This window comes from Escherichia sp. HH41S (assembly GCF_009820115.1).
In the GTDB taxonomy this organism is placed as follows: domain Bacteria; phylum Pseudomonadota; class Gammaproteobacteria; order Enterobacterales; family Enterobacteriaceae; genus Escherichia; species Escherichia coli_F.
Genome location: NZ_VNXE01000083.1, coordinates 1 through 8,990, shown reverse-complemented (window position 1 = coordinate 8,990; position 8,990 = coordinate 1). Strand labels below are relative to the sequence as shown.

At 49.8% G+C, this 8,990-nt stretch carries 20 protein-coding genes; 1 reads left to right on the top strand and 19 read right to left on the bottom strand.

Annotation, left to right across the window (positions count from 1 at the left end):
- Positions 1-8 precede the first annotated feature (8 nt).
- The 16 genes from rpsH to rpsJ all read right to left on the bottom strand — a co-directional run bounded on the left by rpsH (position 9) and on the right by rpsJ (position 7,126).
- Positions 9-401 carry a 30S ribosomal protein S8 gene (rpsH, locus tag FQZ95_RS15840; RefSeq protein ID WP_000062611.1) on the bottom strand — a complete coding sequence of 131 codons (393 nt, stop codon included), beginning with the start codon at positions 399-401 and terminating at the stop codon, positions 9-11.
- A gap of 33 nt (positions 402-434) precedes the next feature.
- Entirely contained in the window at positions 435-740 is a 306-nt protein-coding gene (gene rpsN / locus FQZ95_RS15835; protein ID WP_001118930.1) for a 30S ribosomal protein S14, read from the bottom strand.
- A gap of 14 nt (positions 741-754) precedes the next feature.
- Entirely contained in the window at positions 755-1,294 is a 540-nt protein-coding gene (gene rplE, locus FQZ95_RS15830) for a 50S ribosomal protein L5 (protein ID WP_001096200.1), read from the bottom strand.
- 14 nt (positions 1,295-1,308) lie between these two features.
- The gene (rplX, locus tag FQZ95_RS15825) at positions 1,309-1,623 is read right to left on the bottom strand and encodes a 50S ribosomal protein L24 (RefSeq protein WP_000729185.1); all 315 of its coding nucleotides are present in this window, start codon (positions 1,621-1,623) and stop codon (positions 1,309-1,311) included.
- A 10-nt stretch (positions 1,624-1,633) separates the two neighbouring features.
- Positions 1,634-2,005, bottom strand: coding sequence for a 50S ribosomal protein L14 (gene rplN / locus FQZ95_RS15820; RefSeq protein ID WP_000613955.1), 372 nt, complete (start codon positions 2,003-2,005; stop codon positions 1,634-1,636).
- Positions 2,006-2,169: 164 nt separating this feature from the next.
- Positions 2,170-2,424 (bottom strand): 30S ribosomal protein S17, encoded by a 255-nt coding sequence (rpsQ, locus tag FQZ95_RS15815; RefSeq protein ID WP_000130100.1) that lies wholly within the window; start codon positions 2,422-2,424, stop codon positions 2,170-2,172.
- Complete coding sequence (gene rpmC / locus FQZ95_RS15810) at positions 2,424-2,615, bottom strand: 50S ribosomal protein L29 (RefSeq protein ID WP_000644741.1); 192 nt, start codon at positions 2,613-2,615, stop codon at positions 2,424-2,426. Before rpmC ends, rpsQ begins: the two co-directional genes overlap by 1 nt.
- Positions 2,615-3,025 (bottom strand): 50S ribosomal protein L16, encoded by a 411-nt coding sequence (gene rplP / locus FQZ95_RS15805; RefSeq protein WP_000941212.1) that lies wholly within the window; start codon positions 3,023-3,025, stop codon positions 2,615-2,617. The genes rpmC and rplP overlap by 1 nt, the downstream gene beginning before the upstream one ends.
- Before the next feature lie 12 nt (positions 3,026-3,037).
- Complete coding sequence (gene rpsC, locus FQZ95_RS15800) at positions 3,038-3,739, bottom strand: 30S ribosomal protein S3 (protein ID WP_000529945.1); 702 nt, start codon at positions 3,737-3,739, stop codon at positions 3,038-3,040.
- A gap of 17 nt (positions 3,740-3,756) precedes the next feature.
- Positions 3,757-4,089, bottom strand: a complete 333-nt coding sequence (rplV, locus tag FQZ95_RS15795) for a 50S ribosomal protein L22 (RefSeq protein ID WP_000447529.1) — start codon at positions 4,087-4,089, stop codon at positions 3,757-3,759.
- 14 nt (positions 4,090-4,103) lie between these two features.
- A complete protein-coding gene (gene rpsS / locus FQZ95_RS15790) occupies positions 4,104-4,382 on the bottom strand; it encodes a 30S ribosomal protein S19 (protein ID WP_001138117.1) in 279 nt (92 codons plus the stop codon).
- Positions 4,383-4,398: 16 nt separating this feature from the next.
- On the bottom strand, positions 4,399-5,220 hold the full coding sequence (gene rplB, locus FQZ95_RS15785) for a 50S ribosomal protein L2 (RefSeq protein ID WP_000301864.1): 822 nt from the start codon (positions 5,218-5,220) through the stop codon (positions 4,399-4,401).
- Between the two features lie 17 nt (positions 5,221-5,237).
- The gene (gene rplW, locus FQZ95_RS15780) at positions 5,238-5,540 is read right to left on the bottom strand and encodes a 50S ribosomal protein L23 (RefSeq protein WP_000617544.1); all 303 of its coding nucleotides are present in this window, start codon (positions 5,538-5,540) and stop codon (positions 5,238-5,240) included.
- On the bottom strand, positions 5,537-6,142 hold the full coding sequence (gene rplD / locus FQZ95_RS15775) for a 50S ribosomal protein L4 (RefSeq protein WP_000424395.1): 606 nt from the start codon (positions 6,140-6,142) through the stop codon (positions 5,537-5,539). The genes rplW and rplD overlap by 4 nt, the downstream gene beginning before the upstream one ends.
- A gap of 10 nt (positions 6,143-6,152) precedes the next feature.
- Entirely contained in the window at positions 6,153-6,782 is a 630-nt protein-coding gene (gene rplC / locus FQZ95_RS15770) for a 50S ribosomal protein L3 (protein ID WP_000579833.1), read from the bottom strand.
- A gap of 32 nt (positions 6,783-6,814) precedes the next feature.
- Positions 6,815-7,126: a 30S ribosomal protein S10 gene (gene rpsJ, locus FQZ95_RS15765; RefSeq protein ID WP_001181004.1), complete on the bottom strand. Its 312-nt coding sequence runs from the start codon at positions 7,124-7,126 to the stop codon at positions 6,815-6,817.
- Positions 7,127-7,504: 378 nt separating this feature from the next.
- Between rpsJ and FQZ95_RS15760 the strand changes: the two genes are divergently transcribed.
- Positions 7,505-7,972 carry a prepilin peptidase gene (locus FQZ95_RS15760; protein ID WP_000340159.1) on the top strand — a complete coding sequence of 156 codons (468 nt, stop codon included), beginning with the start codon at positions 7,505-7,507 and terminating at the stop codon, positions 7,970-7,972.
- On the opposite strand, the gene bfr is transcribed toward FQZ95_RS15760, so the two are convergent.
- The 3 genes from bfr to FQZ95_RS15745 form a co-directional block, all read right to left on the bottom strand.
- Positions 7,969-8,445: a bacterioferritin gene (gene bfr, locus FQZ95_RS15755; protein ID WP_000675515.1), complete on the bottom strand. Its 477-nt coding sequence runs from the start codon at positions 8,443-8,445 to the stop codon at positions 7,969-7,971. The two genes, FQZ95_RS15760 and bfr, sit on opposite strands and share 4 nt — an antisense overlap.
- A gap of 72 nt (positions 8,446-8,517) precedes the next feature.
- Complete coding sequence (gene bfd / locus FQZ95_RS15750; RefSeq protein ID WP_000289090.1) at positions 8,518-8,712, bottom strand: bacterioferritin-associated ferredoxin; 195 nt, start codon at positions 8,710-8,712, stop codon at positions 8,518-8,520.
- Positions 8,713-8,894: 182 nt separating this feature from the next.
- Positions 8,895-8,990 (bottom strand): elongation factor Tu (locus tag FQZ95_RS15745; protein ID WP_072082015.1); only part of this gene is annotated, 96 nt, incomplete at its 5' end.

The window sequence follows — 8,990 nt, the reverse complement described above, 5'->3', positions numbered from 1 at the left end:
TCCTCCGATTAGGCTACGTAGCAGATAATTTCGCCACCAAGACCAGCCTGGCGCGCTGCACGATCAGTCATAACACCTTTAGAGGTAGAAACAACTGCGATACCCAGACCCGCCATAACTTTCGGCAGCTCATCTTTACGTTTATAGATGCGCAGACCTGGGCGGCTGACACGCTGAATGCTTTCTACAACAGCTTTGCCCTGGAAATACTTCAGAGTAAGTTCCAGTTCAGGCTTGGTGTCGCCTTCAACTTTAAAATCTTCAATAAAACCTTCTTCCTTCAGCACGTTGGCGATTGCCACTTTCAGCTTGGAGGAAGGCATGGTGACCGCAGCTTTGTTCGCGGCCTGACCGTTACGGATACGGGTCAGCATATCCGCGATCGGATCTTGCATGCTCATCTGTCTTTACTCCCGTGATTCAATTGGTGACAATTACCAGCTAGCCTTTTTCAGACCCGGGATTTCACCGCGCATAGCGGCTTCACGGACCTTAATACGGCTCAACCCGAACTTCCGCAGGAAACCATGCGGACGACCTGTTTGACGGCAGCGGTTACGCTGACGAGACGGGCTGGAATCACGCGGCAGAGTCTGCAGCTTGAGAACAGCGTTCCAACGATCTTCGTCGGAAGCGTTCACATCAGAGATGATCGCTTTCAGTTCAGCGCGTTTCGCGAAGTATTTATCAGCTAAAGCTACGCGTTTTACTTCGCGTGCTTTCATTGATTGCTTAGCCATTTAGTAACCCTACCTTACTTGCGGAACGGGAAGTCAAAGGCAGCCAGCAGAGCGCGGCCTTCTTCGTCAGATTTCGCAGTAGTGGTAATGGTAATATCCAAACCACGAACGCGGTCGACTTTATCGTAGTCGATTTCTGGGAAGATGATCTGCTCACGGACACCCATGCTGTAGTTACCACGACCGTCGAAAGACTTAGCGGACAGGCCACGGAAGTCACGGATACGAGGTACAGCAATAGTGATCAGGCGCTCAAAGAACTCCCACATGCGTTCGCCACGCAGAGTTACTTTACAGCCGATCGGATAGCCCTGACGGATTTTGAAGCCTGCAACAGATTTGCGTGCTTTGGTGATCAGCGGTTTTTGACCGGAGATTGCTGCCAGGTCTGCTGCTGCGTTATCCAGCAGTTTTTTGTCAGCGATCGCTTCACCAACACCCATGTTCAGGGTGATCTTCTCGACCCGAGGGACTTGCATGACAGAATTGTAGTTAAACTCAGTCATGAGTTTTTTAACTACTTCGTCTTTGTAGTAATCATGCAGTTTCGCCATCGTACTACTCCAAATTACTTGATAGTTTCGCTGTTAGACTTGAAGAAACGGACTTTTTTACCGTCTTCGAATCTAAAGCCTACACGGTCAGCCTTGCCGGTTGCCGCATTGAAGATTGCTACGTTGGAAACCTGAATAGCGGCTTCTTTTTCAACGATGCCACCCGGTTGGTTCAGGGCCGGAACCGGCTTCTGATGTTTCTTAACCAGGTTGATACCTTCAACAATGACCTTGCCGGAAGACAGGACATTCTTAACTTTACCGCGTTTACCTTTATCTTTACCGGTTAACACGATAACTTCGTCATCACGACGGATTTTCGCTGCCATGATTCGCTCCTTAGAGTACTTCTGGTGCCAGAGAGATAATTTTCATGAACTTCTCACTACGAAGCTCACGAGTTACCGGCCCAAAAATACGCGTACCGATAGGCTGCTCGCTGTTGTTGTTCAGAAGAACACAAGCATTACCATCGAAGCGAATGACAGAACCGTCCGGGCGACGAACACCCTTCTTGGTGCGCACCACTACCGCCTTCAGCACATCACCTTTTTTGACCTTACCACGCGGAATTGCTTCTTTGATGGTGATCTTGATGATGTCGCCTACGCCTGCGTAGCGACGGTGCGAGCCACCCAGAACCTTGATACACATTACGCGACGTGCACCGGAGTTGTCGGCGACGTTCAGCATAGTCTGTTCTTGGATCATTTTAGTGCTCCGCTAATGTCAACTACTACTGAGACCCGAAAATCAGGTCGTTAAAAATCCCCATATCGAGGGCGCGGCATTATAACACCGCTTCAAGGATATGGGTAGAAAAAATAAACGGCTCATTTCTGAGCCGTTTATTCGTATCGAGAGAGTGTACTGTATTACAGAACCGCTTTCTCTACAACGCGAACCAGCGTCCAGGATTTAGTCTTGGACAGCGGACGGCATTCGCGGATTTCAACCACGTCACCGATACCGCATTCGTTGTTCTCGTCATGTACGTGCAGTTTGGTCGTACGCTTGATGAATTTACCGTAGATCGGGTGTTTCACAAAACGTTCGATAGCAACAACAATGGATTTCTCCATTTTGTCGCTAACAACGCGACCTTGCAGAGTACGGATTTTATCGGTCATTACGCACCCGCCTTCTCGTTCAGTAAAGTCTTAACGCGTGCGACATCGCGACGCACTTGCTTCAACAGGTGAGACTGTTGCAGCTGGCCACTTGCAGCCTGCATACGCAGGTTGAACTGCTCACGCAGCAGGTTCAGCAGCTCGGTGTTCAGCTCTTCAACGCTCTTCTCACGCAGCTCTTTTGCTTTCATTACATCACCGTCTTAGTTACAAAGGTGGTTTTAATCGGCAGTTTCGCTGCTGCCAGCTTGAATGCTTCACGGGCCAGCTCTTCCGGAACACCGTCCATTTCATACAGGACTTTACCCGGCTGAATCAAGGCAACCCAATACTCCACGTTACCTTTACCTTTACCCATACGCACTGCCAGCGGCTTTTCAGTGATCGGTTTGTCCGGGAACACACGGATCCAGATCTTACCTTGACGCTTAACTGCACGGGTCATAGCACGACGTGCTGCTTCGATCTGACGTGCAGTCAGACGACCACGGCCAACAGCTTTCAGACCGAAGCTGCCGAAGCTAACATCCGTACCCTGCGCCAGACCGCGGTTACGGCCTTTGTGCATTTTACGGAATTTTGTACGCTTTGGTTGTAACATCAGCGACGCTCCTTATTTACGGCCTTTACGCTGCTGCTTTTTAGGCTGAGCAGCCGGTTTTTCCGGTTGTTCAACAGCAGCCATACCACCCAGGATCTCGCCTTTGAAGATCCACACTTTAACGCCGATTACACCGTAAGTGGTGTGCGCTTCAGAGGTGTTGTAGTCGATGTCAGCACGCAGAGTGTGCAGCGGTACGCGACCTTCGCGGTACCATTCGGTACGTGCGATTTCCGCGCCGCCCAGACGGCCGCTAACTTCAACTTTAATACCTTTAGCGCCCAGACGCATTGCGTTCTGTACAGCACGCTTCATAGCACGACGGAACATAACGCGACGTTCCAGCTGAGAAGTGATGCTGTCAGCAACCAGTTTTGCGTCCAGTTCAGGCTTACGAACTTCGGCGATGTTGATCTGTGCAGGAACGCCAGCGATGTCCGCTACGACCTTACGCAGTTTTTCTACGTCTTCACCTTTTTTACCGATAACGATACCCGGGCGAGCAGTGTGAATGGTTACACGGATGCTCTTAGCCGGACGCTCGATAACGATACGAGATACGGACGCTTTAGCCAGTTCCTTAGTCAGGTACTGACGTACTTTAAAATCGCTGTCCAGGTTGTCAGCGAATTCTTTGGTGTTCGCAAACCAGGTAGAGTTCCATGGTTTTACAATACCCAGGCGAATACCATTAGGATGTACTTTCTGACCCATTGCTAGTCTCCAGAGTCTCAGCGATCGGACACAACCACAGTGATGTGGCTGGTGCGCTTCAGGATGCGATCTGCACGACCTTTTGCACGCGGCATAATGCGCTTCATGCTCGGGCCTTCGTCTACGAAAATTTTCGTAACTTTCAGATCGTCAATGTCAGCGCCATCGTTGTGTTCAGCGTTAGCAATGGCAGATTCCAGAACTTTCTTGACCAGTACAGCCGCTTTCTTGTTGGTGTAGGTCAAAATATCCAGAGCCTGCGACACTTTCTTACCGCGAATCAGGTCAGCAACAAGGCGAACCTTCTGAGCAGAAGAACGAGCATGGCGATGTTTAGCGATAGTTTCCATCTCTTCCTCCTACCTTATTTCTTCTTCGCTTTTTTATCAGCAGCGTGGCCGCGATAAGTACGAGTCGGTGCGAATTCACCCAGTTTGTGACCGACCATTTCGTCGGTTACAAATACCGGAACGTGCTGACGACCATTATGGACAGCGATGGTCAAACCGATCATGTTAGGAAAGATCGTTGAACGACGGGACCAAGTGCGCAGGGGCTTCTTGTCTCCGCTTTCCACCGCTTTCTCTACCTTCTTCAGCAAGTGCAGGTCAATAAAAGGACCTTTCTTGAGAGAACGTGGCATGGCTTATCCTCTAAAATTATTTGCTACGGCGACGTACGATGAATTTATCAGTACGCTTGTTGCTGCGGGTCTTCTTACCTTTGGTCTGAACGCCCCACGGAGTTACCGGGTGCTTACCAAAGTTACGACCTTCACCACCACCATGTGGGTGGTCTACCGGGTTCATCGCGGTACCGCGAACGGTCGGACGAACACCACGCCAGCGTGCAGCACCTGCTTTACCCAGAACGCGCAGCATATGCTCAGCATTGCCAACTTCGCCCAGAGTTGCACGGCAGTCTGCTTCTACTTTACGCATTTCACCAGAACGCAGACGCAGGGTGACATAAGCACCATCACGAGCAACGATCTGAACGTAAGTACCAGCGGAACGTGCCAGCTGACCGCCTTTACCTGGTTTCATTTCTACGTTATGAACAGTAGAACCAACCGGGATGTTGCGCATCGGCAGGGTGTTACCTGGTTTGATTGCAGCATCAACGCCAGACTGAATCTGGTCGCCAGCTTTCAGGCCTTTAGGGGCCAGGATGTAACGGCGTTCACCGTCTTTGTACAGAACCAGCGCGATGTTCGCGGAACGGTTCGGATCGTACTCAAGACGTTCAACAACTGCCGGGATACCGTCTTTGTTGCGTTTGAAGTCAACAATACGGTAAGCCTGCTTGTGGCCACCACCGATATGACGAGTGGTGATACGGCCATTGTTGTTACGACCACCGGATTTGCTGTTTTTTTCCAGCAACGGAGCAAAAGGTTTGCCCTTGTGCAGCTCAGGGTTAACCACTTTAACAACGTGGCGACGACCCGGAGATGTCGGTTTACATTTAACAACTGCCATTGTATTACTCCTCCGACTTACTCAGCGCCGCCAACGAAGTCCAGATTCTGGCCTTCTTTCAGGGTGACGTAAGCTTTTTTCCAGTCGCTACGACGACCGATACGCTGTCCGTGACGTTTAACTTTCCCTTTAACTACCAGGGTGTTAACGACTTCGACTTCGACTTCAAACAGTTTCTGCACAGCAGCTTTGATTTCTGCTTTGGTCGCGTCTTTAGCAACTTTGAGTACGATGGTGTTGGATTTTTCCATCGCAGTAGACGCTTTTTCAGAAACGTGCGGTGCACGCAGCACCTTCAGCAGACGTTCTTCACGAATCATGCCAGCATCTCCTCAACTTGCTTAACAGCATCAGCAGTCATTACGACTTTGTCGAAGGCGATCAGGCTAACCGGGTCGATACCAGTTGCATCGCGTACGTCAACCTTGTGCAGGTTGCGCGCAGCCAGGAACAGGTTTTCGTCCAGCTCACCGGTGATGATCAGCACATCTTCCAGAGCCATGTCTTTCAGTTTCTGTGCCAGCAGCTTAGTTTTCGGCGCTTCTACAGAGAACTTCTCGACAACGATCAGACGATCCTGACGTACCAGTTCGGACAGGATGCTTTTCAGCGCGCCGCGGTACATCTTCTTGTTAACTTTTTGACTGTGGTCCTGCGGACGAGCAGCAAAGGTCACGCCACCAGAACGCCAGATCGGGCTCTTGATAGAACCAGAACGCGCACGGCCGGTGCCTTTCTGGCGCCACGGTTTTTTACCGGAACCAGTTACTTCAGCACGAGTCTTCTGAGCACGAGTACCCTGACGAGCACCAGCTGCATAAGCAACAACAACCTGGTGAACCAGCGCTTCGTTGAAATCACGACCGAAGGTAGTTTCGGAAACAGTCAGCGCGCTCTGCGCGTCTTTCAATACTAATTCCATTGCTATCTCCTTACGCCTTCACAGCTGGTTTAACGATCAGGTCGCTACCGGTTGCACCCGGGACAGCACCTTTAACCAGCAGCAGGTTGCGCTCAGCGTCAACGCGTACTACGTCAAGGCTCTGAACGGTTACACGTTCGTTACCCATCTGACCTGCCATTTTCTTGCCTTTGAACACTTTGCCCGGAGTCTGGTTCTGACCGATAGAACCCGGAACGCGGTGAGACAAGGAGTTACCGTGAGTAGCGTCCTGGGTACGGAAGTTCCAGCGCTTAACGGTACCTGCGAAACCTTTACCTTTAGAGGTGCCAGTTACGTCAACTTTTTTAACGTCAGCAAACAGTTCAACGCTAATGCTCTGACCTACAGTGAACTCTTCGCCTTCAGCCAGGCGGAATTCCCACAGACCACGGCCAGCTTCTACGCCAGCTTTAGCGAAGTGGCCAGCTTCAGGCTTGGTCACACGGTTAGCTTTTTTAGCACCGGTGGTTACCTGAATAGCACGGTAGCCATCGTTAGCCAGGTCTTTAACCTGAGTAACGCGGTTTGCTTCAACTTCGATTACGGTTACTGGGATAGAAACGCCGTCTTCTGTGAAGATACGGGTCATACCCACTTTTTTACCGACTAAACCAATCATTGTTTCAACCTCTCAATCGCTCAATGACCTGATTAACCCAGGCTGATCTGCACGTCTACACCGGCAGCCAGATCCAGACGCATCAGAGCATCAACGGTTTTCTCGGTTGGCTCAACGATGTCAACCAGACGCAAGTGAGTACGGATTTCGTACTGATCGCGCGCGTCTTTGTTGACGTGCGGGGAGATCAGAACAGTGAAGCGCTCTTTGCGTGTCGGCAGCGGGATCGGACCACGGACCTGCGCACCAGTGCGCTTGGCAGTCTCGACGATTTCCGCGGTTGCTTGATCGATCAGACGATGATCAAACGCTTTCAGGCGGATACGGATTCTTTGGTTCTGCATGAGACCAGAGCTCCAATTATTTTATAAACGAAAATGATTACTCCTCAGACCCATTACGATTGATGGGAGAGTGTAACCGTTCTTACGTAGCTCCCCGATTGGGAGCATTGTTAGGTAGCCAAATTCGGCTAACTGAGGTTCAGATTGAACCTGCTGTCAACTACGACAAGCCCGCGCATTATACGCAAATCTGAGCCAGACGCAAGCATCGGGTAGAAATTAATCGCAACGCGCAGATTGCGAGCTGTATTCCACGAAATTTGTAAGGTTGTGAAGACAGCGTTTTTCACCGGAACCAGGTTAACAAATCAGCGATTTCTCCGTTGCTGAGCATCCGGAGTTATTCGATGGTGATACTCCAATTACAGAGGATGTTTTATGGACGCTACCCTTCCCTTTCTGATTTTGTACGCTTGTTTATCAGCCCTACTTTTTTTCTGGGATGCAAAGCATGGCTTGTTACCTGACAGATTTACGTGCCCGTTACTCTGGTCAGGTCTTTTGTTCTATCAGGTTTGTAATCCTGACGGTTTAGCCGATGCGTTATGGGGGGCGATTATTGGTTACGGCACATTCGCTGTCATTTACTGGGGGTATCGCATACTGCGTCATAAAGAAGGATTAGGCTATGGTGATGTGAAGTTTCTCGCCGCCCTTGGTGCCTGGCATACATGGACCTTCTTGCCACGACTGGTTTTCCTTGCTGCCTCATTCGCTTGCGGAGCCGTAGTTATTGGTCTGCTCATGAGAGGAAAAGAGTCATTAAAAAACCCGCTGCCGTTTGGGCCATTTCTGGCGGCTGCGGGTTTCGTTGTAGGCTGGGATAGTTTGCTGGCAGGCCGTTAATCTTTAACTTTTATTTGTGATTGCAGGTAATTTTGTAAACCGATTTTACCGATGAGATCCAGCTCAGTTTCGAGCCAGTCAATATGACCTTCTTCATCGGCAAGGATCTCGATCATCATATCACGGCTAACATAGTCATGAACGCTGTCGGCATACGCGATAGCCTCACGGAGATCCTTCGCGCCTTCCAGTTCTAATCGCAGGTCGGATTGCAGCATCTCCTCGACATCTTCACCAATCCCCAGTTTGCCTAAATCCTGTAAGTTAGGGATTCCTTCTAAAAACAAAATACGCTCGATATATTTATCAGCGTGTTTCATCTCATCAATAGATTCATGGTATTCGACGTCATTGAGACGCATCAGGCCCCAGTTTTTAAACATCCGGGCATGGAGAAAATACTGATTGATTGCGACAAGCTCATTTCCCAATAGTTTATTGAGATAATTTATGATTTTAACATCACCTTTCATTTTATAGTCCCTCCGCTTCCACTATTAGAGCGTAGATGGGGCTAGCGGGATGTCAAAAAATAAGCGTGGGCTTCAGGCAATCTCTTTAAATTCTGGCATCTGCATCAACTCGTCCTGCATCACTTCGCGCGCGGCGCGAATGCACTTACCGCATTGATTTCCCACAGGAATAAACTTACGCAATTGTTGGAAAGATTGCGGATGAAACTGACGGACTGCCTGGCGAATTTTTTTGTCACTTACACCATTACACAAACAAACGTACATGATTGCTCCCGTTCAAATTCTGCGCAAAGTGTAAATGAGAATGGTTATGATTACAATAGCACAGTTTAATTTGCGCCATAGTTCAGCGAGTGAAATTACGACTAAATATTTCGAGCTCAAATTACGGGCAGCAAAAAGGGCGCCGAAGCGCCCTTTTTAATTCGAAACTAATTAACGTGTAATTAGCCCAGAACTTTAGCAACAACGCCCGCGCCAACGGTACGGCCGCCTTCACGGATTGCGAAACGCAGACCGTCGTCCATCGCGATCGGGTGGAT

Excerpts from the sequence above, each read along its gene's own strand:
- rpsH (WP_000062611.1), bottom strand. The coding sequence starts at position 401 with ATGAGCATGCAAGATCCGATCGCGGATATGCTGACCCGTATCCGTAAC.
- rpsN (WP_001118930.1), bottom strand. The coding sequence starts at position 740 with ATGGCTAAGCAATCAATGAAAGCACGCGAAGTAAAACGCGTAGCTTTA.
- rplE (WP_001096200.1), bottom strand. The coding sequence starts at position 1,294 with ATGGCGAAACTGCATGATTACTACAAAGACGAAGTAGTTAAAAAACTC.
- rplX (WP_000729185.1), bottom strand. The coding sequence starts at position 1,623 with ATGGCAGCGAAAATCCGTCGTGATGACGAAGTTATCGTGTTAACCGGT.
- rplN (WP_000613955.1), bottom strand. The coding sequence starts at position 2,005 with ATGATCCAAGAACAGACTATGCTGAACGTCGCCGACAACTCCGGTGCA.
- rpsQ (WP_000130100.1), bottom strand. The coding sequence starts at position 2,424 with ATGACCGATAAAATCCGTACTCTGCAAGGTCGCGTTGTTAGCGACAAA.
- rpmC (WP_000644741.1), bottom strand. The coding sequence starts at position 2,615 with ATGAAAGCAAAAGAGCTGCGTGAGAAGAGCGTTGAAGAGCTGAACACC.
- rplP (WP_000941212.1), bottom strand. The coding sequence starts at position 3,025 with ATGTTACAACCAAAGCGTACAAAATTCCGTAAAATGCACAAAGGCCGT.
- rpsC (WP_000529945.1), bottom strand. The coding sequence starts at position 3,739 with ATGGGTCAGAAAGTACATCCTAATGGTATTCGCCTGGGTATTGTAAAA.
- rplV (WP_000447529.1), bottom strand. The coding sequence starts at position 4,089 with ATGGAAACTATCGCTAAACATCGCCATGCTCGTTCTTCTGCTCAGAAG.
- rpsS (WP_001138117.1), bottom strand. The coding sequence starts at position 4,382 with ATGCCACGTTCTCTCAAGAAAGGTCCTTTTATTGACCTGCACTTGCTG.
- rplB (WP_000301864.1), bottom strand. The coding sequence starts at position 5,220 with ATGGCAGTTGTTAAATGTAAACCGACATCTCCGGGTCGTCGCCACGTT.
- rplW (WP_000617544.1), bottom strand. The coding sequence starts at position 5,540 with ATGATTCGTGAAGAACGTCTGCTGAAGGTGCTGCGTGCACCGCACGTT.
- rplD (WP_000424395.1), bottom strand. The coding sequence starts at position 6,142 with ATGGAATTAGTATTGAAAGACGCGCAGAGCGCGCTGACTGTTTCCGAA.
- rplC (WP_000579833.1), bottom strand. The coding sequence starts at position 6,782 with ATGATTGGTTTAGTCGGTAAAAAAGTGGGTATGACCCGTATCTTCACA.
- rpsJ (WP_001181004.1), bottom strand. The coding sequence starts at position 7,126 with ATGCAGAACCAAAGAATCCGTATCCGCCTGAAAGCGTTTGATCATCGT.
- FQZ95_RS15760 (WP_000340159.1), top strand. The coding sequence starts at position 7,505 with ATGGACGCTACCCTTCCCTTTCTGATTTTGTACGCTTGTTTATCAGCC.
- bfr (WP_000675515.1), bottom strand. The coding sequence starts at position 8,445 with ATGAAAGGTGATGTTAAAATCATAAATTATCTCAATAAACTATTGGGA.
- bfd (WP_000289090.1), bottom strand. The coding sequence starts at position 8,712 with ATGTACGTTTGTTTGTGTAATGGTGTAAGTGACAAAAAAATTCGCCAG.